The organism is Cobetia crustatorum (genome assembly GCF_000591415.1).
GTDB lineage: Bacteria > Pseudomonadota > Gammaproteobacteria > Pseudomonadales > Halomonadaceae > Cobetia > Cobetia crustatorum.
The window spans coordinates 26,971-52,988 of the sequence record NZ_JEMF01000063.1 but is presented as its reverse complement, the minus strand read 5'-3'; the positions used below and the strand labels follow the sequence as shown (position 1 = coordinate 52,988).

Sequence of the window (26,018 nt, the reverse complement as noted above, 5' to 3'; positions counted from 1 at the left end):
GTCCAGATTCGTCAGACCGATGTCGCCGGCAACGTCAGCGATGAGGTCAGCCTCGGGCCGGTGACCGTCGATGTAACCATTGCGAACCCGACCCTGGAACTCACCACGGATACCGCGATCAACGATGACGGCATCACCAGCAATGGTGAGGTCACCGTATCGGGCCTCGAAACCGATGCGACATGGGAATACACCGTCGATGGCGAGATCTGGCTCGACGGCACCGGCACCACCTTCTCTCTTGATGAGGGCATCTACGCCGAAGGTGATGTCCAGATTCGTCAGACCGATGTCGCCGGCAACGTCAGCAATGAAATCAGCCTCGGGCCGGTGACAGTGGATATGACCGCACCGGCCGCGCCAGTCATCGTCAGCATTATTGATGATGTCGAGACATCGACTGGCCCTCTTACCGATGGTGATAGCACCAATGACACAATTCCTCTCATTGGGGGTACAGCGGAAGCCAACAGCACTCTGACTCTCTACAATGGGTCAGATGTGGTGGATATTATAAGTGTCGATGACCGTGGTAACTGGACATTCATGCCAGATGAGGCACTCGCCGATGGTGACTATACCTTCAGCGCTGTTACAACCGATATGGCTGGTAACGTCAGCAATTCCTCAAATACGTTCTCAATTACAGTGAGTACAATACCCTTCGTGGAGTCTGGGAGTTCAGCGGTAACAGAAGATGGTATTGGAGCAGCCCCTGCTGCAGGAAGGATGTTCAGAAGCTTTGCTATCGCACCTGCATCTGATAGCGATTCAGATATTACTTCTGCTACTGATAGTGGTGTATTGTCTTTCGGCAATGTATCGACCGGTGCTACTTTCACACTAGTGAAGCCTACAACAGTTGATATTGAGGCAAAAAGCCAGCTACTTATCTGGAGCCTGTCTGCGGATAGCAAGACTCTGCAGGCGATTTATACCGATGAAGATACCGGTATTGAATCTGCTTTCATCACAATCACTATCGATGATAACGGCAACTACACAACGACTATCCAGCAAGGAATTGATCATCAACTCGAAGGTGCTGATAGCCTTACCTTTGACGTTGGCGTCCAACTGGACGATGGGGCCACTAGTCTCTCCAGCAATATCAACATCAAGGTTGTGGATGATATCCCAACGGTTAAAGCGAACCAGTTCGTTGTCGTATCTGCTCTCAGTACTGACTATGACGGCTCAGCCCTCGGTGATGATGGTGGATTCGGTGCGGATGGTGGTTATGTTCAGCAGACCACTATTCATGGTGTCACCTTCACTGTATCCGATGACCTATCAAGCGCCACTGTGAGTGGTAGCTCTGAGCTCATAGATATCGATGTCAGTAATACGATTGCTATCACCGATGGTATTCTGACGATAGAAACGGTGCTTGGTGAGACTCTCACGATCAACGTCGAGACAGGTGCCTACACCTATAACAATAGTGGTAGCTCCACTATTGCCGATAGTCCGAATAGCGCACCAGAAGCTACGATAAGTGGCCAAGGCGGCTTGCTGGGCATCGTCGATATTGAAGCGCTAGGCTTATTGACCTGGCAGGCACTCAAGACTTGAGTGTCAGTGACGCCAACAATAACATCACTGAAGTCGTGATCGAGAAATCCGCACTTCTTGGACTCAACGTATTGTCACCCAATGTGACACTCGGCTATTCACAGGAGCTTGCCGACGAACTTGGACTCATGGTCACGCTTGATACCACAGGTATCGAACTTGATCTTGGGATCGGTTCTATTACTTTAATTGGAGCCTCTACCCTAACGATAAATAAAGTGGGTGGCGGGATAATTGATCAGCAGGTGCTCAATGAATTCTTGGCTACTGTTGTCATAACGTCAGATGGTACCATAGACGTTGATGCACTTGGCGAAACAACTCTCACAGTCAAGGATAGTGGTGGGCTCAGTGACACTGCCGATGTCAGTGGTTTGCTTGGCTTGAGTGTTTTAGGCGGTAGCAACAGCACCACTGCTACTGTCATTGAAGATACTGAGAGTACAGGAGAACTGACTGCAGCCTCAGAAACCGGCAGTGCCCGTCTCTATGGCTTCGCTGGCGACGATGAGATCACCGGCAGCGCACAGGCAGATATTCTCCGCGGTGGAGAAGGAAATGACATACTCAATGGCGGTGGTGGTAGTGATCTGATCATCGGTGGAACAGGTGACGATACACTTACCGGCGGCGCTGGGGTTGACGTCTTCCGCTGGGAAGCAGGCGATGAAATCACCAGCGATGGCAGCATCGAGACCGACACCATCACCGATTTTGATACCAGCCTGCCCCTGAGTGGAGCCGGCGGCGATATCATCGACCTTTCCGGCATGTTGCAAGGAGAGTGGCGTCTCGGCAATGCTGCCAATAACCTCACCAGCTTCTTGCACATCACTTACGATGCTGGCCTGGATAAGACCATTATCGCCATCAGTACCGGCGGTGGATTCTCTTCTGGGTACGATGCAAGCCAAGTCAATCATTACATTGACTTGGCAGGAGTGGACCTTGTTGCCGACAGCACCACTGATGAAGAAATCATTGCTGGTTTGCTTGAGCAAGGCAAGCTAATCGTTGATGAGGCCAACTCCTCTACGGTCTTTGGTGATATCAGCTCCGATGTAAACTTCACGGTCACTGATGGCGACGGTGATACCGCTAGCAGCAAGGTCACCTTCAATGGCCAAGGTGGTACAGAGCCGGACACAACGACAAACTCTGCACCTGAAGTCACCGCCAGTAGCAGCAAGTTACTTGGACTTGTTGGGCTCGAAGCGCTTGGGCTCATCGATTTCTCACAGAACGATGTATTCGTCACGGATGCTGACGGAAATCTGGCATCTGTCACGATCACCTTCGAGCCATTGTTGAGTGTCGAGGTGGGGAGCACATTACTTACCGGCCCAGAATTTACGGCTAACAGCGAACTCGCTGCAGAATTGGGACTGCAGTTCACAACCACGAGTCGTGCGGGACTACTGGGGCTGGTGGCTCCCGAAGCCAGCATCACCATCACAGCCGTGGACGGTGGCGATATCGACAATCTCGCCATCAATGAACTGCTATCGACAATAGCGCTAAACGATGGCATCGCTAATGTGGAGGTGCTCAACTCCATCACCATCACTGCCACTGATTCCGATGGCGCCAGCACAACACAAAGCCTGGCATCTCTGGCTGACATTGGAGTGCTGGACGGTAATGATGACTCAGTCTTTGATGGCGATACGACCGGCAATACCATCGATCAAAGCTCTGCCTTGATTGATGTGCAGCTCTACGGCTATGCCGGCGATGACACTCTCACAGGTGGGAGCGGCAATGACCTTCTCCGAGGTGGGGACGGTGACGATACCTTGATCGGCAATCAAGGTAATGACCTGCTGTTCGGTGGCGATGGTCGCAATATCTTCACCGGTGGCGAGGGAGACGATGTCATCGTGACCTCCACTCTCGAGTTTGAAATTGATGGAGGAGTAGGTACAGACGCCGTGCGCTTCGATAATACCGGTGAGAGTATCGACCTGACGACACTGCTGGTCGCCGGTGTCGATGCCAACCTGATGACCAACATCGAAGTACTGGATATCAGTGCTAGCAGTGATACCGGTACCACCTTGACTATCGATGAAGCAACGGTGCTCAACCTCACCGATGTTGACGATATCCTGCGTATCGAAGGTGATGATGACGATACCGTAGCGGCTGACGGTGCGACATCAACAGGGGCGGAAGTCGTCAACGGCACGACCTATGATACTTATGAACTAGGAAGCGCCACCTTGTATATCGACCAAGACATTACCGTTAACACCAGTAACGGTTAAGCCCTGTAATGCGCCTCTTCGGAGGCGCATTCTATTGGTCGGGTCATATGAAACACGAACCACATAATGAAGCGTCAGGACGACGCATCTTCAGGGCTTGATCCCTGGGGCCAAGGAGCTACATGATGCCCACCCTTTTCAGTCATCGACCTTCAGCGAGGTCGGGGCCTCCTCGCTATCCGCGGCTTTCTGCACTCACGCTCTCCATCTCCGTTACTGTCATGGTGGCAGGTTTTACAACACCTCTATCAGCTAACGAACAAGCCTCACGTTCTTTGGCACAAGTACTTGAGAACGTTATCGAGCAAGACCCTCGTCTGGCCTCGGCACGCGCTAACATCCGCACTGCGAATACTGAAATTGATATTGCTGAAGATGGATATCTCCCGCGTCTCGAGGCCAATGCCGGTACCGAAGACAACTTCAGTGGTAGTGGTTATCAAATCACTCTCAGTCAGATGCTCTATGACTGGGGACAGGTGGAGGCTGAAGTCAATCAGCGCGAAGCCGAGCGAGACCTCGAACATGAACGGCTGGATCAAACGCGTATGGAAGTCGCGCAAAAAGCCATCGCCGCCTATATCAACCTCGGTGCCAGTCGCGCCATGATTCGTCGCGTACGTGATTACATCACCTCACTGGAAGATTTGGAGCGATTAGCCAATGACCGTACTTTCTCTGGCTACGGTGATCGGGTTGAGCTTGATCGTGCCGCTGTTGATCTCGCTAGCGCTCGCGAATGGCTAGCGCGTATCAGAGGAGACGCTGATACCGCCAAGCAAGAGCTCGAGATACTCAGTGGTCGCTCCTTCGATGACGTGCCGCTTAAAGCCCCTGATGCACTACCTATCGTGGCTGACTTGGAACGCGATCCCACCATTACGGATACTGCCATCACCAATGCACCGGCCTATCGAAGCAACGCCAGTCAGCAGACAGCAGCAAGACATGCCTTGTCGCTGTCTGAAGCCGAACGTTGGCCCGAGTTGCGGCTAGAAGCCTCAACGGCCCGCCGTGAAGTCGACGATGAGATCGTGACGGATAACAGTATCGGGCTACGCATCGAGGCTCCGATTTTCCAAGGCCTCACCCCCCTGCGTCAGCCTGATGCCGCCCGTGCACGCCTGCTGGCTGCAGAGTTTGAAACTGCTGCCACTGGCCGAGAGCTTCGCCGCCAGATCAAGCGCCTATCTGCCAGCCAACCTGCCGTAGAGGCCCGCATCAAGGCGCTTGATCAACAGGCCCGCAGCGGTGGTCAGCTACGCAGTAGCTATCGCGATCAGTTCATCACCGGCACGCGCAATATCGAGGACTTGCTGACCATCGAGAAGGAAATCTTCACCGCACGCCGCCAGATGATTGAGCTCAATACACAGCTGCTGATTGATCAATACGACCTTGCCAGCCAACTCGGTGCATTGCCGTTGGTCAATGGTTCAACTGCACGACACGACGCCAACGTGAAGATCAATGCAGGAGTCAGTCCATGACAGTCACTGCGCAGACATCATCAACAGCACGGGTCACCGATGCGCCAGACTCTCTTCTCGAAAGCGTCAGGCAGCTGCTGCGCATGCAGGGTCACGGCATCGATATCGAACGGCTCTGCCACGGCATGCCGCTCACTGGTGGACGGCTAGCGCCACAGAACCTCGAACAAGCGCTCTCACGTCAGGGAATTGCTGCCCGCCTGAGCACCGCGCCACTCGAAGAGATTCCCGGCAGCCTGCTGCCGTGTGTCATCTTGATGGAAGACGGCAGCAGTCGCGTACTGCTCGCCCACGACGAAAAGCATCAATTCGACAAGCCCGAAACGCCACAGGATCCCGATGATGCACATTCGCCTCGAGTAGACGACGGCGAGACTCCAACGCCTGCATCGAGCACTGGCCCTGCCCTCAAGCTATTGGACCCATTCTCGGGAGGCGAGTATTGGGAGCCCTTGAGCAAGCTGACCTCACATTACGCTGGCATGGCACTCTTTGCCCATGGCGAGATCTCGTTGGATCGTGCCGAAGGCTATAGCCAAGCAACTCAGGGCCACTGGCTGACCTCACGCCTCAAAAGGCACTGGCGCGTATTTGTCGAGGTGGCGCTGTCATCGTCGCTCGCCGCGCTACTCGCCGTCGCGACCGCCCTGTTCGCCATGCAGGTCTATGATCGTGTCGTACCAACAGGCGCTGTCGATACCCTGTGGGCACTGGCCATCGGCGTCATGCTGGCCATTGGACTGGAGGCGTTGCTGCGTGCGCTACGCGCCCAATTGATCGAGAACTCCGGCAAACAGATCGATCTCGAGCTCAACGATCATATCTTCCGTCATACCGTGCAGATGCGGCTGGCCTCCAAGCCACGCTCTACCGGTGCAATGACCAGCCAGATTCGCGACTTCGATGCGATTCGTGAATTCTTCACCGCCTCGACTCTCGGGGCCTGTGGTGACCTCCCCTTTGCCCTGCTGTTTCTTGGGCTGATCGCCCTGCTGGGCGGGCCGGTGGTTTGGGTGCCGATCGTCGCCATTGTACTGATGCTGATCCCGGTCTTGCTGGCCCAGCCGTGGCTAGCGCGCCTGTCGCGGGAAGGCATGCGTGAATCGGCGGTCAAGAATGGCGTGCTGCTGGAGACGTTGGACAATCTCGAGAATCTGAAGGCTTGCCGAGCAGAGGGTCATGCCACCCGTCAGTGGCAACGCCTCACTTCAGAGCAGACACATCGCGGCGTCACCTTCCGCCATGCCGTGGCCTGGCTGACCAGTTGGGGCACCGGCATGCAGCAGCTAGCTTACGTGGGTGTGATCATTGGCGGTGTCTATCTGATCATGGCCGGCGAGTTGAGTGTCGGTGCCTTGATCGCCTGCTCCATCCTTTCGTCCCGTGCTATCGGCCCGACTCTTCAGATCAGCGCACTCCTGAGTCGCTGGCAGCACGTCAAGGTAGCCAAGGAGGGACTCGACAACTTGATAGACACGGATATCGAGCGTCCGGCTGACCGACGTTTTGCGCGTCTGGCCAATGCCCATGGCCGTTATCAGGCCGAGAACGTGCATTGGCGTTATGACGAGGAAGCGCCTGAAGCATTGGCGCTGGATCGTCTGAACATCGCGGCCGGCGAACACATCGCGCTGCTGGGCGGCAACGGTGCTGGCAAGAGTACCTTGCTGAGGTTACTGGCGGGTTACTTCACCCCGACCGCTGGTGAGCTGACGCTGGACAATCTGTCTCTGACGCAGATTGATCCGGTCGACCGCCAGCGCGCCATCGGTTATCTCCCACAGGACATCAGCCTGTTCAGTGGCACCCTGCGCGACAATCTGTGCATCGATGGTCGAGATATCAGTGATAGTCGCCTGCTTGAAGTCATCGAGATGACCGGCCTGGGCGACCACGTCCGCCGCCATCCGTTGGGCCTCGACATGATGCTGCACGATCGCTACAGCCTCTCCGGCGGCCAGCGTCAGAGCCTTGGCCTCGCACGGCTGGTGCTGCAAGACCCGAGCGTGGTGCTGATGGACGAACCCACCGCCTCGCTTGATCAAGCCACTGAACTGCACGTCATCAAGACTCTCGCACCGTGGCTTGAAGGACGCACGCTGGTGCTTGCCACACATCGCAAGGCATTGCTGAGTTGGGTCGGCCGCGCCGTCGTATTACGTCACGGTAAACGCATCATGGATGGCCCGCTGGATCAAATCATGGCCAAGCAGCAATCTGCTGACGCCAAGCCCTCCGCTTCTCGTCAGGAGGCCTCATGAGCCAGCGCTTCGATCCTGAACAACTCAAACGTGAACTGGGCACACCTGATCAGCGTCTCGAGAGTCACTGGTCACGCCCACTGCTATGGGCCAGCTTACTGGTCATCGCACTCTTTGTCGGCTGGGCCAGCTGGGCCGAGGTCAACGAGGTTGCACGCGGTGAGGCCAAGGTCATCCCCTCCTCCCGCCAGCAGACCATCCAGAGCCTCGAAGGCGGCATTCTCGATGAGATACGCGTCAATGAAGGCGAAATCGTCGAGGCAGGCCAGATGCTGGCACTCATCGATGAGACGCGCTTCCGCTCGGCTTATATGGAATCACTCAGCCAGGCACAGGCCCTGCGAGCGACCATCGGCCGACTGGAAGCCGAGGTGCTGGACAAATCGAATATCGAGTTTTCTGAGCAGGTCAGAGAAAATACTGCACTAACAACTACTGAGCGTGAACTGTTCACCGCCCGCCGCAAACGTCGCGATAGCGCTCTGGATGCTGTCAGCAAGGAAATCAATGCTGCCCAGCGTCAGCTCGCCGTGATTCGTCCCCTCGTGAAACGTCGCGCCGTCGGCGAGATGGAAATGCTCAAGCTGGATCGTGAGATCGCCGAGCTCAAGGGACGCCAGGCCGAGATCCGCAATACCTACCTGCAGGACGCCTACGCTGAGCTTGCCGACAAGAAGTCAGAGTTGGCAGCGCTGGAGGAAACCACCGTGCAGCGACGCGACCAGCTGGACCGTACACGTCTGCTGTCGCCGGTGCGCGGTATCGTCAACAACATCTCGATCACCACCCGTGGCGGTGTCATCCCACCGGGTGAAGAGATCATGCAGATCACGCCGCTGGAAGACACCCTGGTCTTCGAGACGCGCATTCGTCCGCAGGATGTTGCCTTCATCGCGCCTGACATGCCGGCCACCATTCGCATCAGCGCCTATGACTATGCCGTCTACGGGACATTGAAAGGCAAGGTGGAGCGCATCAGCTCGGATACGCTGGAAGAAGAGACGCCACGCGGCGAGGAGAGCTACTACCGCGTACTGGTCAGCAGCAATACCAGCACGCTTGAGCACAATGGTGAAACACTGCCGATCAAGCCCGGCATGATCGCCACGGTAGATATCGAGACAGGTGAACGCAGTGTACTTTCCTACCTGCTGCGTCCGTTCACGCGTCTTGAACTACGTTGATCACGCGCGCCGCAAACCATTGTGAGACATCATGGAAGGGACGGCTGGCGCAATGCCAGCATGTCCGGCCACAACCGCGCGAAGCTGTCCTCCAGCAATACGCGGTTGTCTGCCAGCCATGGCGTCAGAGCCTCCAACGGATTGTCGAAACGTTCCGCAAAACCACCAATCTCTACCCTGTCATCACCGCGTTTTCGAGGATTGCGCGATAATCGTTTCCCCATGGTGGCGATGGTCGCTAGCGTAAACTCCAGCTCGCCATAACGCCTGAGCGCATCACGCACCTCAATCCACTCAATCAACTGCGCCAGGCGTGATGGCACATCCTCGCGGGCCAGCAATCGATAGAGTCGTGCAATCTCAGCGTCCTGCATGTCACCTGCCAGTAGGTGGTCCCACATCATGTCCAGCGCGATACCTGCCACACGGCGCGACGCAGAGGGCACCTGCGTCAGCAGCCAACGCGTCTCGGGATGCGCATCAATGACCGCATCACAGCGTCGATGAAATCGAATGCCCGCTTCTATCTCGGCTGGCCAGTCACTGAGATCACTACCACGCACGCCATCGGCAATCAGGTTGCCAAACAGGAAGTTATCGCTGCCCGTCAGACTCAAGCGAGCATGACCAAGAAAGTTCAAGTTGCTAGACTCCTGCCTCTGATACCGATTGCCATGCCTTTCCCCTGCTATCGAGACTTATGATGCCGTCTGCGTCCATGCCTGCTCAAGCACCCGTTGTGCGAGATATTGTCCTGATCGGCGGTGGTCATAGCCACGTCGGTGTGCTGATGCGCTTCGCCATGCAGCCAGAACCTGGCGTCCGCCTTACCGTCATCTGCCGTGATACTGACACGCCCTATTCTGGCATGCTGCCGGGCTATGTCGCGGGGCATTATTCGTTTGATGATGTGCATATTGACCTACGACGCTGTGCCAGTTCGCAGGCGCGCGTTTCTACCGCACGCATGTCACGGCCATTGATCGCGAGGAACAGCGCGTCATCTGTCACGCTCGCCCAGCGGTCGGCTACGACCTGCTATCAATCAACATCGGTTCTACCCCACGTCTTGATCATATCCAAGGAATCGGTGATCCCGAAGCCCTTGATGCCCCCGTCGTCGCAGTCAAGCCGATCAGTACCTTTCAGCAGCGCTGGCTGAATCTGCTTGAACGAGCGCGAGCAGCACAACATCCGCTGGAGATTGTGCTGGTCGGCGGTGGTGCCGGTGGGGTCGAGCTACTGCTGGCCATCCAGCAACGCCTGGCGCATGAGATGCCAGCCGGACTATTGCCTCGCCTGACGCTGATCACACGTGGCAAGCGCCTGCTACCGACGCACGCCACCGAGGTTGGTGACATGCTGGCTGCCACACTGCGTGAGCGCGGTATCACGGTGCACTTCGGTGAAGAGATCAATGCGGTCGAGTCCGCGACGGAGGCCTTGGCAGTCTCAACGCTTGGCTCCACGACACCCAGCTCTACGACACCCAGCTCTACGACACCCAGCGCCAGATCACAGCGCCTGTTGATCAGTACCTCCGGCAAGCACTATCCCGCGGACGAGGCCATCTGGGTGACGCGAGCCGGCGGAGCACGCTGGCTGGAGCAGACCGGATTGAGTCTGGATGATGATGGCTTTCTCAAGGTACGCGATACGCTACAGACACTGGATGACGCTGCCATCTTCGCGGCCGGCGACATCGCGCATCAGGTCAATCATCCACGCGAGAAAGCCGGTGTGTTCGCCGTACGTCAGTCACGCCCGCTGGCCGATAATCTACGCCGGGCAATACGGGGTGAGCCACTCAAGGACTACGTGCCACAAACCCGTTGGCTGGCCTTGATCAGCACGGGAGATCGAGCCGCGATTGCCTCACGCGGCAGACTCGGCGTGATTTCACCGCAATTGCGCCCATGGCTATGGCGCTGGAAAGACCATATTGATCACAAGTTCATGACACGCTTCAATGACCTGCCCAGCATGCAGAACGCTTCCGCCAATCGCGGCGGCCTGCTCGCACTGGCCGAGCGTTGCAGGAATGCCTGGCAGGCGCTGGCCGGTGCCAGCGGGCGACTGCACCCTCATCTGACCGCTGAGCTTGATGAGCAGGAAGCGCGCCAAGCGCTATCTGCATTGGCCATGCGGTGTGGCGGCTGTGGAGCCAAGGTTGGTGCCAATGTACTGTCACGCGCGTTGGCAAGCCTGAGCCCCTTGGAGAATGCTGATGTACTGGTAGGCCTACATGCCCCGGATGACGCAGCCATCGTGCGAGTACCGGACGGCCAGGCGTTGGTGCATAGCGTTGATTTCTTCCGGGCATTCATCGACGACCCCTATCTCTTCGGGCGCATTGCGGCTAACCATGCACTCGGCGACCTCTATGCCATGGGGGCTCGTCCTCATACCGCCACCGCCATTGCCACCGTGCCACAAGGTGTCGAGCGCAAGATAGAACCGCTGGTACGTGAGCTGATGCAGGGTGCCACTGACGTTCTCAATGCAGCGGGATGCAGTCTAGTCGGTGGGCATACCGGTGAGGGCCAGGAACTGGCACTAGGCTTTGCGCTGAACGGACTGGTCGATGAGAGCATGACGGATGTCACCTGCAAGGGCGGCATGCAACCCGGTGAGGTGCTGTTACTGACCAAGGCGCTGGGTACCGGTACGCTGTTGGCAGCTCATGCGCGATTGGAGGCACGCGGCCGCTGGATTGATGGCGCACTCGACAGCATGCAGCAGTCCAGTCAGCAGGCGGCCGATATCTTGCGTGCACACCATGCAAGTGCCTCCACCGATGTCACCGGTTTCGGCCTGTTAGGGCATCTGGTCGAGATGACACGCGCCAGCGGTGTCGATGCCGAACTCGATATCACTGCGCTCCCGATTCTGGACGGTGCCGAGGACTGTGTGGCACGTGGCGTGGTCAGCTCATTGCAACCCGCTAACCTGCGGCTGAAGCGCGCCCTGAAAGACCCGCAAACGCTGTTGGATCACCCGCGCTACCCATTGCTGTTTGACCCGCAGACGGCGGGTGGCCTGCTGGCCAGCGTACCGTTGGCTCATGCTGAGCCCTGTCTGGCTGCGCTCAAGGCAGCGGGGTACAGCGCCAGCGCCATCATTGGCCGCGTACGGGAGCAAGGTGATGCACTCGCGCCGATTAGTGTGACACGCTAATTCACGGACGGATCAAGCGCCGCGCCCAAATCACCAGAAACGCAAAACGCCCCACCTGAGAGTACTTCTCTCGGTGAGGCGTTTTTATCAGTCACGTTCCACTTTCAAGCATGCACCATGGGCTGAAGTTCACTCAGCAGCCTTCAAGCCTCAGCATTGCGCTTGAGCGCCTCGAATGACTCGACGAAAGCATCCATGGTCTCGGCACAATAATCACGCAGCCCACTGACAACCAACTTCTTGGAGCCACTGCCGATACACTCGGTGCCATCGTGAATCCCGAATTCCAGCAAGGTATCACCACGCTTGCCGTTTACCTCAAGCGAAGAGGCGACGAAATCGAGGTGCAAGTCGGCGATATCCAGACGCTCAAAACAAAAGCCCATACTGTCGTAGATCACCAGCGGGCGAGCAGGATTGAACATCACCCCCTTCTCCAGCATCAGCGGCTGCAGAAAATGCGGGAAGTTACGCCCGGAGAAGGCGATGTACTGACGAGTGAAGTTGGCCACGACGGCCTCGTCATGTGTCGTTTCACCGCTGCGTTCGACCGTCAGATAGACCTTGCCTGCCTCATCACGCACGCGCAACGACACGCCATTCTCATCGGGCACATCGAGCGCCTCGAACATCAGCGGAACATCATTTCCCACCATGCCGCAAAAGCGGATGGTCATGCACTGTGACAAACCGAATTTCGACAATAACAGGGCAAACAACAAGTCGCCGGGAACACAGAAACGTCGTGCATCCGGATCATGAATGGGGTTGTAGTCCCCTGCCATCTGCTTGGCGAATCGACTTGCCTGTTCTGCGGTAATCCGCACACGGCCGTCTTCGACCCGGTGAAACTGATCAAGAAACATGGACTGCCTTCCTGCCCTGCTTGAATGATGATCGATGGCCCGTCCTGAACCATCGCGGAAATGCCTCCATCGGGAGGAATCAACGGCCAGACATATATCAGTACACCGGCACATGACTGCTATTTTATCACTTGCAGACCAGCAGATGGTGACCTGAAGCACGCTTTACAAGGCATTGCAGCCGATTGAATGCCGACATACTGTCTATAACCTCATAGTAACGAGCCATTCTGCGCCATGTGGCACTGCTCACGTGGCGCGCTCCCCACGCTGACGAGCTGCCACGCTAATGGATGACGCCACACTGAGGCGTCTATCAAGTGATATGCGCTGCCATGGCACAATGCCTGCACGCCAATGCCTGATGACAACATCGATACCGCATTGCCAGGAGGTCATACCATGCCAGACAAGGACACTGCCCTGTGGGGTGAGGACTATCCGCGCGATCTGATCGGCTACGGGGGGACTCCGCCACACGCCAACTGGCCTGGCGGTGCGCAAATCGCCGTGCAATTCGTCCTGAATTACGAAGAAGGCAGTGAGAACTGTCTGCTGCACGGCGACAACGAGAGTGAGAAATTCCTCTCCGAAATCATCGGTGCCGAAGCCTTCCCAACACGTCACATGAGCATGGAATCGATGTACGAATATGGCTCACGCAGTGGCGTATGGCGCATTCTCGATGAATTCAAACGCCGTGATCTACCACTGACGGTGTTTGGCGTGGGTATGGCGATGGAACGCCACCCGGCATTGGTGCAACGCTTTCTGGAAGACGGTCATGAGATCGCCAGTCATGGTTGGCGCTGGGTGCATTATCAGCATATGGATGAGGCGCATGAGCGCGCCCACCTGGAACGCGCGGTGGAAAGCTATCGCGAATTGGTCGGCCATGCCCCGCAAGGCTGGTATACCGGTCGTGACAGCCCGAATACGCGGCGCCTGGTCGTCGAGCACGGTGGCTTTCGCTATGACAGCGACGACTACAGCGACGATCTACCGCTGTGGAAGATAGTCACCACCACTGATGGCGAGCAGGTTCCACACCTCGTGGTGCCCTATACGCTGGACACCAATGACATGCGCTTTGTCAGTGCCCAGGGTTTCAATACTGGCGAGGACTTCTTCACTTATCTACGCGATGCCTTTGACGTGCTCTACGCCGAAGGTGAGTCCGCGCCCAAGATGCTATCCATCGGATTGCACTGCCGTATCGCCGGACGCCCGGGACGCTTCGCTGCACTGAAGCGCTTTCTCGATTACGTGCAATCGCATGACAAGGTATGGATCACCCGGCGCATCGACATCGCCGAACATTGGCACCGCGAGCATCCTTACACCCTCTCCACGTCAGGTTGACCTGCCGACCCGCCAGCGTACAAGAATCAAGACTCGTGCGATCAAGCCTCCAGCAAACGCGCCAAGGCCAGCAGACTTTCATCACGCCCCGGCAGGCCGAGCAATGACACTCCCCATGGAGGAGGCATCAGTTCACCTGATACACGCGCTGCAGAATCATGCAGCCATGGCAAGCTGATCTGTGGCGCACCATTCAGCCCCGCCAACGCTGTCAGTCCCATCAGGTGATGCCGATAGACTTCCATTGCCTGATGGCTTTCTTTGCATAACGGAGACGCCCCCGGTGTCGTCGGCAGCAGGAACATCGCTTCGCTCTCTTTAGCTTCGCCCTCCTTGCCTGCCAGTTGCTGGCGATACCAACGTCGCACACTGCCAGCCCGTGCCTCTGCCGCCTGCTCATCCGCGTCGCTCAATGTCATGCACCATGTGAGACGCGCCGCGATATCGGCATTCAGGGTTGGCCATCGTGATTCAGGACCGTGTTCTGGCGTGCTCAACCACGTCTGATGCGTGCGGCGGATCTCACAGCCCTGCAGAATTCGAAAAGCCTCGCTGGCACGTCGCATGAAAGACTGCGTCAGCAGGCGTCGCTCACATGCAAATCCCAGTGCCTCAAGGCGCCGTGACAGCAGACCCAGCAGACGCTGATATGGCCCTGCCATCAGGCCTTCAGGAATCAACATGATCACGCGTGCCGGCATGCGGGTAGCAGTGCTGTCCGTCAGCAGTACCTGGCTTGCCTCAGTGAGCGTGGCGAGATCACGTGTCAGCCAACCCACGGTGTCAAAGCGCGGCGCCAGTGGCTTGAGCCCTGTCATTGCCACACGTCCATGCGTCGGTCGCAGCCCGTAGAGTCCGCAGTAGCTGGCCGGCACACGGATTGAACCACCGGTATCGGTACCCAGGCCAATCTCGGCCTCACCACGTGCCACTGCAACGGCAGAGCCGACACTCGACCCGCCGGGCAACCTCAGTGGCGCCCGTGGATTTTCGGGGGTGCCGTAATGACCATTGGTGCCATTGAGACTGTAAGCCAGCTCATCGGTGGTGGTACGAGCACGATAGTTCGCCCCTGCCTGTTGCAGAGCGAGCACTACAGTCGCCGTTGTCGTTTCTCTCGGAGCCTGCGCCAGAAGGTCAGGATTGCCCTGCCCGGTGCGCTCACCACGCACTGCAAACAGATCCTTGACCACCAGACGTTTGCCATTGAGTACACCGTCACCGCGAGGGCCTGAGTAACGGGCCGGTGCTACATAGATGCGCTTGTCCACGGCGTCCAACTCCCTTGGCGGAATGAGAGGGAGAGATGCTCTGCATGATATTGGTCAACGACATGCCTCTCCCTTTTCATTCACTGCAACCCATGTGCCAAGCACACGAGTTGCAATATCACCCTCGCACATTGGACAGGAGGGTGAGCACGGCGACACATCCATGAGCAGATGAGATCGCCAACAAGGCATTACTGGTGCAAACAAGCCCACGGGTGCGCCATCACGAGGCAATGCCGCCTGTCACGACTCTGTGCGGTAGAGGCGAGTGTAATATCAGCCATTGACCATCTGAACGTGAAACAGGCGACTGCCCGGATCTTTGCCCGTGATGAGCTGCAGGCCCTCCTTTAGCTCTATCTGACTGCCGATCGGCAGGTCTTCGCCAGTCTGGGCGTTACGCAGTGCTGGCATGCGCTCATTGACCAGAAACCAGCGCCCTTGATGCTGGACGAAGTAACCAACGCGTGAGCGCTGATCGACCGCCAGGCGTTCATTGGGCGTGATCGTACGATCGACATGCCACGCGAACAGGCTCTGATTGGAGTACACCATCAGGCGATGGTTATCCGGCCGAAAGCTGTCCCCGCGTTGGGAATACAGATTGAGAATCGGTAGCTCACCCGTATAGGGCGTCGCGCAGAAGGGGCACTGTGGCGCGGTAGTATTGGCAAACACATACCAGCCTTGAGCACAGTCATTGTTCTGACATGGCTGGATGAGATCGACGGTCTTGATCAATGCCGCTTCCCATTCATCGGCACTCGGACGCTTGCGTGGCGCTTGCAGCCCTTCCATGAAGGCACGATCAAACAACTCTTTCAGATAAGGGCCGGTAATCGTGTAGGGCAATGCTTCGGGATCTTTCCACGGCAGCTCAGTGGGCTTGGCTTCAGCAGGACTGAGGCGATTGCTGGCATCAGCAGGATGCTCAATGAAGAGCGCCTCGCGTCCCATGGTCAACCGCTCGTCCTCCCCGGGGTCTTCGGCATGCACCTTCCTGCCCCGAAGCGGATGACGTAGCAACAATAGCGTGTAAATCATCACCGCCAGCGCATGTCGGTCCGTCGTGATACTGGGGAGCGCGCGATTCGGATCCGTCTTCTCAAGGTGACTGGAGGCCACCACTTCCGGCGCAATGAAGTCCGGGGTGCCGACGACCTCTGGTGGAAAGCGTTCAGGCACCACCAGCCCATCCACATCGATGATGCACACCTGACCGGTCGTCGGCGAGAGCAGCACATTCTTGTAACTGAGATCACTATGCGCCAGGCCGGCCGCATGCAGTCTGCGCACGGCGCGCGACAATCTCAGGCATAGCTGGAGATAGGACAGCCAATTGCCTCGCTCGCGCTCATCCAGAAACTTGAACTGATTGTTCGGAGCGGCAAACCACTTGCCTTCCTTGTCCTTGCCGCGAATCTTGAGCATGTCGTTGTTGAACGAACCGTGCTCAAAGAAAAAATGGTCTTGATAAAATGGCGCCACCACACCGACACGGCCTCATGTTCGACCGTCGCCGTTGGCCAGCAAAACATCTGGTGCCAATAATCACCGCTGGCTTCACTGAAGATACGTTCACGGTACGGGCCAGTGATCATCTGCAGGCGCTGGCGGGAAGCATCATCCAGCTCGGCTCGGTAGAAGGCCACTACGTAGGTCTTGTCCGGCGAGGCGTAAACATCCTTCATTCCGCCTTGCGCGATGATCTTGTCGCGAAACTGGACTTGCTCACCATTGGAGGCCGTCAAGGTGATGATGGATTCACTCATGATTGGCCCCCTCTTCCTGCGTCGTTTCGCTCCCGGTATGCGGTCGGAGCAATACTGCCAGCGTACGATCGTCGTGGTGTCCGGGCGTGAAGAAGTCGAGGTAGCGCACCAATGGGTCATCTACTGGCCCACTGACAGCGTCGGCTGCCGAGTCCTCTGCCAGTGCGCCCGTGGCTTGCGGGCCATTCAGTGACGGTGCAAGGTCATCGAACATGCGCCACCAGCTCTCGCCCATCTGCAGATCATTGTCCGACTCAAACATCGGATCGGTAATACCGTCGGTAGCCAATACCAACGCCTCCAGTGCCGTGAAGCGCTGGATACGAATACGCGGATAGAAATCCTGCTCGGCATTACTGAACACGGCGCCATCCAGGAAACGGGTCTGTCCGGCATGAGCTCCCGCATCGACGTGGTTCATCAGTGTGGCAACGCGGCCTGTCTCCAATACTGCAATGCCACCATCGCCAATTCCGAAGGTGATCACCAGATCTCCCTGTGGCGAGGGTTTGTGCAGTGCCAGCAACAACGTGGTGGAAAACGCTTTCACCGGCTGATTCGACGCTTGGGCCTCTTCACAGATAGCCTTGTAGCCCTGATGCAGTGAGGTGAACACGCTGTGATAGAGCGCATCGATCCATGCCTTGGGCGGCGTCTTGAGGGTGGACTGCTGTTCGAAATACTCGAGAACGACGCCCTCAAGAGTGCCTTCATCTGCTTCAAGATAGGCCGCCAAGCCTTCAACAGTACGGGTGCTGGCCAGTAGGCTTCCTTGACGAGACAGCACGCAGGAGCCTGCCCCGTCCGCCACTGCCAGAATATTCCAGCCGGCACTGGTCGTTTGGATCACCCCGTGGTCATCACGCTGACCACCACGATGAGCATGTGAACGCCCTCGCTGCGACGCCATGAACATCTGCCAGCCAGCCGGGCTAGTCTCACGCGCAACGTCGCAATCTGCCTTGGCATACAGGGCTTGTGCATCCGAGGGCAACGTCTTCCAGAGATCGCGCGGGTTGGCGATGATAGCGAGCCGGAGCGTCCAGCGTGCGAGGCAAGTGCCATCATCAGCGCACCCCGTTACCACCAGCTGGAAATTACCGGCGGCCGCAAGCTCACCGATCAGCTGATGGCCTTCAATCACCAACCCCGTACCGCCATCATCCACCAGAGTGATATCAGTCACCGCGGATGACGCTGCCGATAGCAGCGCGCCAAGGTCATGCTGATAATACTGACCTGATCTGCCATTGGGGATATTGCGGGTCACTTCACTCACGGACGGCTCCTTGGGGGCTGCCGAGGGGGCAGGAACGTCACCAGGCGACAGCGTTGTCTCCTGCACGTCGATTGGCTCGCGTATCTCATGCGGCGACACTGACGACTCAAGAGATGCTTCATGTCGCTCAGAGGATTCAGAGGGCTGAGTGGATTCAGAGGGCTGGGAGGATTCAGGAACCAAAACCGTCTTCTCGACAGGTTCAGCATCATCTCTCCCAGGAGCGACTGCTTGCGGAGTGGCCGACGGTGCCTCCTCGAGTGCCGTTAGCGTGATGGGCTCTGGCGTGATCATGTCAGGTGTTGGCATCTCAGGCATCGTCGTTGCCGGCAGCGGCATTTGCACGGGAACTGATGCGCAGTCTTCTCTCGTCGTATCCGCCGTATCACCAGGCGAGGACTCGGTCACGTGCGCCTGGAATAGCTCGGTGAAATCATCGACCAGCGCCACAGCCTCGGTGTTAGCCATCAGCGCGTCCACCACTTCAGGACGGTAATAGCCACGCTTACCCGTCATCAACAGCATGAAGATCTGCGCGTAGTAGTCGTGGGTATGCTTCATCCGAGTCCTCGTCCGACATCAAAGGCATCATTGCTGCCCGGGCCAAAGTTCACCGCCGCGTCACACCACGGGCAGGTCTGCTCACCCGGACCATCGCAGCACATGAGGTGATCGCAGCCGCCCAGCGCAAAGGTGGTTGCCGCGCCACAATGCGGGCATGGCGCAACACCTTCCAGCTGATCGGTGCTGACAGGGGTCGCTGGCGCCGTTCGCTGAGCCGTCCAGTCGAAGTAATCTTCCTCCAACCCGTAACAGCCCTCCAGCCCATAGATTCCTGTCGGCGAGGTACCGCCGAAATTACCGAGCACATCCGGCATCGCGAGCGCCTGATACTTGAGCAAGTAAGGCTTGCGATTGCGCGAGCAGCGACCCGTCAGTACCACGACCTGGTCGTCCTGAGGTGTCGATTCATCGCCCGGCTTGACCAGCGTGATGCCTGCGTCGCCGGCCTTGGCGAGCGAAATACCCGGCGCGGCACGCCCGGCATCCAACGCCTGACTCTGAGCGGCAACAGACGCCGTCACCCACTGGGCGAAGCGTGCAAGCTCCTCACCACCTTCTTCTTCCAACATCAGCACATCATCGGTGAGCTGCTTGAGAATCCGTGTGTCCGCGCCCTTACCCAACGTGACGGCAATCAGATGCGCGCGGCTGGAAAATGTCTTGCGCCACCGCCGAATGGCATCCGCGGTCCGATCAGTCGGACGGCCATCGGTGAGTAGATAGACGATGGGTTCCCAATCACCACGCTGATTTGGTGTTGTCTTCTTCACGTCGACTTCAATACGCACCATCAATTCATCGAGCGCTTCACCCAACGCCGTGCCTCCGCCCAGCGGCAAGCGTGGAGGATAGAAGGACATCAGCTCCACCAGTGGCACGACCATCCCGGCCCGCCCGGCGAAGGCGATCACCGAGATATACACGGTTTCCAGTGCATTGGGGTCTTGGCGTAGTTGTTCGACGATGCTCTCCATCGCCTTATGCAGCCGCATCAGTGGCTCGCCAGCCATGGATTCAGACACATCGAGTACAAAGAAAATCGGTAGGCGTCTCATGACGGCTCCTTCAGAACGGCCTGCATTTCTTGCTAATTAGGTTACAGAACGACCTGTACTTCAGCCGGCGGCGGCGGCAGTGTGATGTCTTCCGGCGCGCCCCCTGCTTGCTGGCCACTGGCAGTCGCGGCAATCGAGGCGGACACCCATTGGAAGTAAGTGGCAAAACTTGAGCTATCCATGGTTTCAAGACTTACCGTCTGAGAGGCAAATTTCTGCAGATGCTCCGTCTTGGCCTTGGGGCCCGCCGCACACGCGATGATCTCGGAGAACTTCATGCCCTTGATACGCTTCACGGCACTCTCGAATTCCATGAGATCCGAGGGGGAGCCATCGGTCATCACGAACAGCATCGGGCGGAAGTCACCCTTCTGGTCCGCCGTCGAGGTCATGACGTCGCGCTCCACGCAGTCACAGACGTGATTGAGCGCCTCGCCCATATGAGTGGCCCCCGAGCGTGGCAGCTCGATGTCCTCGACCTGCGCCGTCTCGAGCGGCTGCAGCGGGACAAGGTCGGTAATCTTGTGATCAAAGGTGATGATCGACAGATGTACCGTTTCCAGTGCGTAAGGGTCCTGACGCAGCGCTGTCAGCATGGCTGAAAGGCCTACGTTCACGGACTGTATCGGTTCACCACGCATGGAGCCGGAGGAATCGATCAGCAAATAGATAGGGAGACGACGTTGCATGGTGCCCTCGCTCAGTCTTTGGATAGGTTGATGACCTGGATTTCCTTCGGCGGTGGCGGTAATTCACCACCCGCATCACCGCCGCCACCTTCAATATTCTGACTGGTCATGGACACGCTCGCCGAGACCCAGGCGAAGAAAGCACGAATGGACTCGGCGCTATTGCTATCCAGTTGCACCACATCAGTGGCAAACGACTTCAGGTCTTCGACGTCCGCGTCCTTACCCGCGGCACAACCAATCAGTTTGGCCAGGCTGACACCTTTGATGGCAGCGATGCCCTTGGACATGTCGTCGGTCGCGGCACCGTCAGTGAAGACAAAGACCAGCGGACGCCAATCGCCCTTGGTATCCGCCGTCGTCTGCTTGACTTCAGCCTTGATACGCTCGGCGGTGAGCATCAGCGCCGCGCCTAGTCCCGTCATGCCGTCCGGCTTGATGGCAGGTGTCTGGAACGTCATCAGATCGGTCAAAGGAATGGTCTGGATCGGCTCCGAGCTGAACTCAATCACCGACAGATAGACGGTTTCCAGCGCATGAGGATCCTGACGCAGCATGTCAACGAGGCTCTGCAGTCCTTGATTGACGGCGTTAATGGGCTCCCCTGACATGGAGTAGGACTTGTCGAGCACGAGATAAACGGGAAGACGACGCATGATGAACCTCTATATGGGCGGAGACGGCCACCCGTAGGGAGCCGTCTGGCAGGGAGGGAGTTCAGCAATGAAAACACCACGACCATTCACTCTAAAGAATGTCCGTGGGTCGGCGCAAAACTGACCATGGGAACCCGTCGAGAAAATAACGGGGATTACTTGCTCCCACGGCCCCAGCTGAAGCCGAACCCATAATGGGTATCCGCTTGCTTATGACCCGCAAAGTAATTCACTTCCTTGGAGACCTTCAGCGCGCCATTGTCATTCTCAAGCATCGCCACCACGCAGAACTTCTTGCCGCTATCCGTGGCATCCAGACGAACTTCAACCTCAGGTTGATCGGGCGTCTTGAACAGAATCCGACCGTTAGCCTGTCCCCAGTTGGCAGCACCTTCATAGATGAAGGCAAAGATCATGACACGCTTGATATCAGTCCAGTGATGGCCATTGAGATAAAGGTTCTCACCATTGCTGGCGGCGCCGGAACGGTCATCTCCGTCCAGGAAGATGTACGGCGCCTGCTCCATGGAACCAAACTGCTTGCCCAGCGCCTGAATCACGCCCGCCTTGCCATCGCGCAATTCGTACATGCAACCCAGATCAAGATCGATCTTGCCATCCCCGCCGCCTCCCATCAGCCCGCTCAGGAAGCCGCCGCTCTTGCTCTTCCCCGTCCCCTGCTCCCAGTTCAGATTGACGTGAATCTTGCCAAAGGAGTTGGACTTCTTCTCAAGTGAAATGGTCTGGCCTTTCTTCTCGAGCGTGATCTTGCTCAAATTGATTGGCTTTGTTTCAGGCGTTGGGGCTGGCGCCGGCTTGGAGGCAGGTACAGCAGTCGGCGGTGTCGGAGTAGGGGCAGACTGAGTGGTTGACGCTGGCTTGCCGCCCACGGCAACGCCAAAGTGCTCTGCCAAGGGGGCCATGCCACCCACAAACCCCTGGTCTACCGCCTTCGCCTTCCACTCGCCGTTACGACGATAGAGATCCATCAAGATCAATGACTTCTCAGCACGCCCAGTACCACTTCCTGAGAAGTTTATTTCCTGACCTTCACCTCCCAACGTAAATCCGTAGCCACTGGTGAGAGCCGATAACCCCTGCTCTACCGTAAATACAAAAGCCACGCGCTCAACGTGATCAGGCAAGCGGCTGAGGTCTACGTCAAAACGCCCACCAGACACTTGGTTCACCGCACCACTGGGGTGCTTAGGCTGGTTATAGAAGACGAAATCCACATCTCCCTGCACTCGCCCCGTGCTGCCCAGCAACAAAGCACTGGCATCCAGGGTGACGTGTTCTGCCTCCGGCACCTGCAAGTCAAGTGTGTAGCGAGTTCCACTGAGACGCGTATTCTGGCCCGCGACGAGTAATGTTCCCATATGAACACTCCATGAAAAATACGTTAATGATGGATTTATAACTACTCATAACCATTATATTCAGCAACTAGTGCCTTACCATACAGCCTTATAAAAACGACTTGTATCGAAAAAAATGTTCGAAAATCAGTATACGCTTTCCAACATATTCGGTCGGATCTTACAGACTCGTTAATGTTGCATTCATTATTAAAAGTAGTTCATGCGCCATACAGGTAAAAGTTTGCACGATAACAGATCGATTTACCCGTCCTGAAGGTGCCTTTCTTATTGCCTCACCTGTTTTTTAAGGTACGCTGTAGCTGTCACCGTGAGTCACACGCTAACCGCGAGGAAATATCATGCTCAACTCAATCGTGTCGAAAGCAAGAGAATCTTTTAACTCACTCAAGACCGAAGCGAAAAAGTACAAATCCGAAAGCTTCCTGAATGCCGCGATGGCCGCCAGTGCCATGATCGCTGTAGCAGATGGGGAAATTTCTCGCGATGAAAAGCAAAAGACCATCGCGTTTGTCCGTAACCACGAGGCACTCAGCGTATTCGATCCTTCCGAGGTCGCTCGCAAGTTCAAGAGTTATCTGGACTCTCTCGATCCGCAGAACCCGGATACTGATGCCGACCTCGCTGAGATCACGGCACTGAACGACATCGGCAAGGTCAAGAAGAACGACGACCAGGCACGCATGGTGGTGCGTCTTGCCATTGCCATTGGTGGGGCTGATGGTGATTTCGACGAAGCAGAAAAAGCCAAAGCATCAGTCATCGCCCGTGAACTGGGGCTCGACCCTGCAGACTTCGGTCTATAAAGGAGCAGGACTACATGGACTTTGGATTCCCGATAGAAGCAGTCACCGTGCTAGTGGTGGTGGTCATTGCTTCTGTATGGCTTGACCTGTTTGCGCATCGCAACGCGGAAGAAGTGACGTTCAAGAATGCGCTTGGTTGGTCAGTTTTCTGGGTTGCGTTGGCGATGGCATTTTATGGCTACCTGCATATTCGCTACTCAGAAGAGTCCGCCAGTCTGTTTCTGTCGGGATATGTTCTTGAGAAGGCGTTGTCAATCGACAACATGATGGTGTTTGTCGCCATCTTTGCCAGCTTCAACATCAAGGGTATTCTGCAGCACCGCATTCTTTACTACGGCATTGCAGGGGCACTCATCTTCCGCGCCATCTTTGTGGCTGCAGGAACGGCCCTGTTTGGTATGTCGCAGTGGGTCGAACTGCTGTTCGCGGCGATCGTGCTATGGACAGGTATCAAGATGTTTGGCGGTAGCGGTGATGAAGAGACTTCTGAAGACTATTCCGAGCATTGGTCGGTACGTCTGACTCAGAAATTCATGCCGGTATTCCCACGCATGGCAGGAAAGCGCTTTGTCTTGAGTGGCAAGGAAGCTGAAGCCATCGCTGAACGTGAAGGCTTCACGCTGCCTCAGCGTGCACGCTTCTACGCCACGCCTGTGCTGTTGTGCCTGATCTGCATCGAGATCTCGGACATTATCTTCAGTTTCGACAGCGTTCCGGCCATCGTGGCAATCACTCAGGAGCCCTTCCTGGTGTACGCCTCAGTGATATTTGCCATCCTCGGCCTACGTAACCTGTACTTCATGCTCGCGGCAGCAGCCAAGCTTTTGGTACATCTCGAAAAGGCCGTCGCACTGGTACTGGTCTTCATTGCGATTAAACTCGGAACGTCGGCGCTTGATATCTACCATATCGACCACCAAGTCAGTCTATTCGTCGTCCTTGGACTCATCCTCGGTGGAGTCCTGGCAAGCCTGGTCTTCCCGGGCAAGGAGACACCGCACACCGACAATCAATCCTGATCGTCCCGGTATCCCCGCGAGGGGGTACTGGCAAGCGCCCAAGGGGGTGTTTGCCAGTGCCTCACCACCGGCACTGACCCCAATCACAGGAGTTTATTCATGATCGACCTTAGCAAAGGCAGTCGTATCAATCTCGCCAAGGAAGCACAGGGCGCGACCAAGTTCACTCTGGGTATGGGCTGGGATGCACGCATCACCGATGGCGCCGACTTTGACCTCGATGCCTCCGCCCTCATGCTGGATGACGCTGGCAAGCCGGTGGGCGCCGACAAGTCATTGGTCTTCTACGGAAACCTGAAATCCCCGTGTGGCGGCGTCTCCTCTACCGGTGACAATCTGACCGGCGAAGGCGAAGGCGATGACGAAAGCATCATCGTCGACACTACCAAAATCGATGCGTCCGTCGCGAAGATCGTGGTCGTGGTCACCATTCATGAAGCCGAGTCTCGTGGCCAGAACTTCGGTATGGTCGACAACGCTTACATCCGTATCCTTCAGGATGGCAAGGAAGAAGCCGTCGCACGCTACGATCTGACGGAAGACTATTCTGCTGAAACCGCCGTCATCTTTGGCGAGCTGTACAAGAAAGACGGCGATTGGCGCTTCGTCGCCAAGGGCGATGGCTTTGCCGGCGGCCTCGCTGCCTTCCTGAAAGGCTATGGCCTGCAGTAAGCCCTGCGACAAGGCTTAAGACAGGCTCGGCTTTCGGGTCTGCTTACTCGATATAATCTGAACATTCACCAGCGACAGGACGTTCACAGCGATGGCTATTTCTCTTTCCAAAGGCAGCAATATCTCCCTGAGCAAGGAATCGCCGGGGATTCGCAAAATTCATATCGGTCTGGGCTGGGACAATCGCGTCACTACCGGCGCCGAATTCGACCTGGATGCCAGTGTTTTCCTGCTCAACAGCGAAGGCAAGTGCCGCCAGGACAAGGACTTCATCTTTTACGGCAATCTGAAGTCCACCGATGGTTCTGTTGAGCATACCGGTGACAACCTCACCGGCGAAGGTGATGGCGACGACGAAGTCATCATCGTCGATCTGGAGAAAGTGCCGGCCGATGTCGAAAAACTGGCAGTGACCGTGACCATCCACGAAGCCGAGTCACGCGGCCAGAACTTCGGTGGTATCGAAAACGCGTTCGCGCGCATCGTCAATCTCGAGTCCAGCCAGGAAGTCGTTCGTTACGATCTGTCTGAAGACTACTCCGTCGAGAACTCGATGATCTTCTGTGAAGTGTATCGTCACAACGGTGAATGGAAATTCAAAGCCATTGGTCAAGGCTTCTCCAATGGCCTGGCCGGACTGGCAGGCAAGTATGGTCTGAGCGCAAGTTAAGCGC

At 56.8% G+C, this 26,018-nt stretch carries 21 protein-coding genes; 11 read left to right on the top strand and 10 right to left on the bottom strand.

The window, feature by feature from the left end; all coding sequences use genetic code 11:
• The 5 genes from BF12_RS22240 to BF12_RS0113335 all read left to right on the top strand — a co-directional run.
• Positions 1-1,575, top strand: a 1,575-nt coding sequence (locus tag BF12_RS22240; protein ID WP_035160148.1) for an Ig-like domain-containing protein, incomplete at its 5' end; no start/stop codon positions are given.
• Positions 1,572-3,842 (top strand): calcium-binding protein, encoded by a 2,271-nt coding sequence (locus BF12_RS23205; RefSeq protein WP_024952710.1) that lies wholly within the window; start codon positions 1,572-1,574, stop codon positions 3,840-3,842. The genes BF12_RS22240 and BF12_RS23205, both read left to right, overlap by 4 nt.
• 122 nt (positions 3,843-3,964) lie before the next feature.
• The gene (locus BF12_RS0113345) at positions 3,965-5,332 is read left to right on the top strand and encodes a TolC family protein (RefSeq protein WP_084488118.1); all 1,368 of its coding nucleotides are present in this window, start codon (positions 3,965-3,967) and stop codon (positions 5,330-5,332) included.
• Positions 5,329-7,593 (top strand): type I secretion system permease/ATPase, encoded by a 2,265-nt coding sequence (locus BF12_RS0113340; protein ID WP_024952708.1) that lies wholly within the window; start codon positions 5,329-5,331, stop codon positions 7,591-7,593. Before BF12_RS0113345 ends, BF12_RS0113340 begins: the two co-directional genes overlap by 4 nt.
• Complete coding sequence (locus BF12_RS0113335; RefSeq protein WP_024952707.1) at positions 7,590-8,777, top strand: beta-barrel domain-containing protein; 1,188 nt, start codon at positions 7,590-7,592, stop codon at positions 8,775-8,777. The genes BF12_RS0113340 and BF12_RS0113335 overlap by 4 nt, the downstream gene beginning before the upstream one ends.
• Before the next feature lie 29 nt (positions 8,778-8,806).
• Here BF12_RS0113335 and BF12_RS0113330 read toward each other — a convergent pair whose 3' ends face one another.
• Entirely contained in the window at positions 8,807-9,418 is a 612-nt protein-coding gene (locus BF12_RS0113330; RefSeq protein WP_024952706.1) for an ACP phosphodiesterase, read from the bottom strand.
• Between the two features lie 289 nt (positions 9,419-9,707).
• On the opposite strand from BF12_RS0113330, the gene selD reads away from it, so the two are divergent.
• Positions 9,708-11,954 (top strand): selenide, water dikinase SelD, encoded by a 2,247-nt coding sequence (selD, locus tag BF12_RS20130; protein ID WP_282705506.1) that lies wholly within the window; start codon positions 9,708-9,710, stop codon positions 11,952-11,954.
• Positions 11,955-12,097: 143 nt separating this feature from the next.
• Here the strand turns inward: selD and BF12_RS0113320 are convergent, their stop codons facing one another.
• On the bottom strand, positions 12,098-12,820 hold the full coding sequence (locus BF12_RS0113320) for a DUF3581 family protein (RefSeq protein ID WP_024952705.1): 723 nt from the start codon (positions 12,818-12,820) through the stop codon (positions 12,098-12,100).
• A gap of 402 nt (positions 12,821-13,222) precedes the next feature.
• Here BF12_RS0113320 and puuE point away from each other — a divergent pair, with 402 nt between their 5' ends.
• The gene (gene puuE / locus BF12_RS0113315; protein ID WP_024952704.1) at positions 13,223-14,182 is read left to right on the top strand and encodes an allantoinase PuuE; all 960 of its coding nucleotides are present in this window, start codon (positions 13,223-13,225) and stop codon (positions 14,180-14,182) included.
• 41 nt (positions 14,183-14,223) lie between these two features.
• Here puuE and BF12_RS0113310 read toward each other — a convergent pair whose 3' ends face one another.
• From BF12_RS0113310 to BF12_RS0113280, 8 genes are all read right to left on the bottom strand, one after another.
• A complete protein-coding gene (locus tag BF12_RS0113310) occupies positions 14,224-15,453 on the bottom strand; it encodes an amidase family protein (RefSeq protein ID WP_024952703.1) in 1,230 nt (409 codons plus the stop codon).
• Positions 15,454-15,729: 276 nt separating this feature from the next.
• Positions 15,730-16,875, bottom strand: coding sequence for a helix-hairpin-helix domain-containing protein (locus BF12_RS20125; RefSeq protein WP_248623716.1), 1,146 nt, complete (start codon positions 16,873-16,875; stop codon positions 15,730-15,732).
• The gene (locus BF12_RS22950; protein ID WP_248623715.1) at positions 16,764-17,225 is read right to left on the bottom strand and encodes a hypothetical protein; all 462 of its coding nucleotides are present in this window, start codon (positions 17,223-17,225) and stop codon (positions 16,764-16,766) included. Before BF12_RS22950 ends, BF12_RS20125 begins: the two co-directional genes overlap by 112 nt.
• Positions 17,218-19,065: a PP2C family serine/threonine-protein phosphatase gene (locus BF12_RS0113300; protein WP_024952702.1), complete on the bottom strand. Its 1,848-nt coding sequence runs from the start codon at positions 19,063-19,065 to the stop codon at positions 17,218-17,220. Before BF12_RS0113300 ends, BF12_RS22950 begins: the two co-directional genes overlap by 8 nt.
• Positions 19,062-20,123, bottom strand: a complete 1,062-nt coding sequence (locus BF12_RS0113295) for a TerY-C metal binding domain-containing protein (RefSeq protein WP_024952701.1) — start codon at positions 20,121-20,123, stop codon at positions 19,062-19,064. Before BF12_RS0113295 ends, BF12_RS0113300 begins: the two co-directional genes overlap by 4 nt.
• A gap of 41 nt (positions 20,124-20,164) precedes the next feature.
• Entirely contained in the window at positions 20,165-20,812 is a 648-nt protein-coding gene (locus BF12_RS0113290; RefSeq protein ID WP_024952700.1) for a vWA domain-containing protein, read from the bottom strand.
• Between the two features lie 11 nt (positions 20,813-20,823).
• Positions 20,824-21,468, bottom strand: coding sequence for a vWA domain-containing protein (locus tag BF12_RS0113285; RefSeq protein WP_024952699.1), 645 nt, complete (start codon positions 21,466-21,468; stop codon positions 20,824-20,826).
• A gap of 155 nt (positions 21,469-21,623) precedes the next feature.
• Entirely contained in the window at positions 21,624-22,847 is a 1,224-nt protein-coding gene (locus BF12_RS0113280; RefSeq protein ID WP_024952698.1) for a TerD family protein, read from the bottom strand.
• A gap of 341 nt (positions 22,848-23,188) precedes the next feature.
• On the opposite strand from BF12_RS0113280, the gene BF12_RS0113275 reads away from it, so the two are divergent.
• From BF12_RS0113275 to BF12_RS0113260, 4 genes are all read left to right on the top strand, one after another.
• Entirely contained in the window at positions 23,189-23,653 is a 465-nt protein-coding gene (locus tag BF12_RS0113275; protein ID WP_024952697.1) for a tellurite resistance TerB family protein, read from the top strand.
• Positions 23,654-23,667: 14 nt separating this feature from the next.
• Complete coding sequence (locus BF12_RS0113270; protein ID WP_024952696.1) at positions 23,668-24,672, top strand: TerC/Alx family metal homeostasis membrane protein; 1,005 nt, start codon at positions 23,668-23,670, stop codon at positions 24,670-24,672.
• Positions 24,673-24,771: 99 nt separating this feature from the next.
• Positions 24,772-25,344 (top strand): TerD family protein, encoded by a 573-nt coding sequence (locus BF12_RS0113265; protein WP_035160145.1) that lies wholly within the window; start codon positions 24,772-24,774, stop codon positions 25,342-25,344.
• Between the two features lie 91 nt (positions 25,345-25,435).
• Positions 25,436-26,014 (top strand): TerD family protein, encoded by a 579-nt coding sequence (locus BF12_RS0113260; protein ID WP_024952694.1) that lies wholly within the window; start codon positions 25,436-25,438, stop codon positions 26,012-26,014.
• The last annotated feature ends 4 nt before the right edge of the window (positions 26,015-26,018 follow it).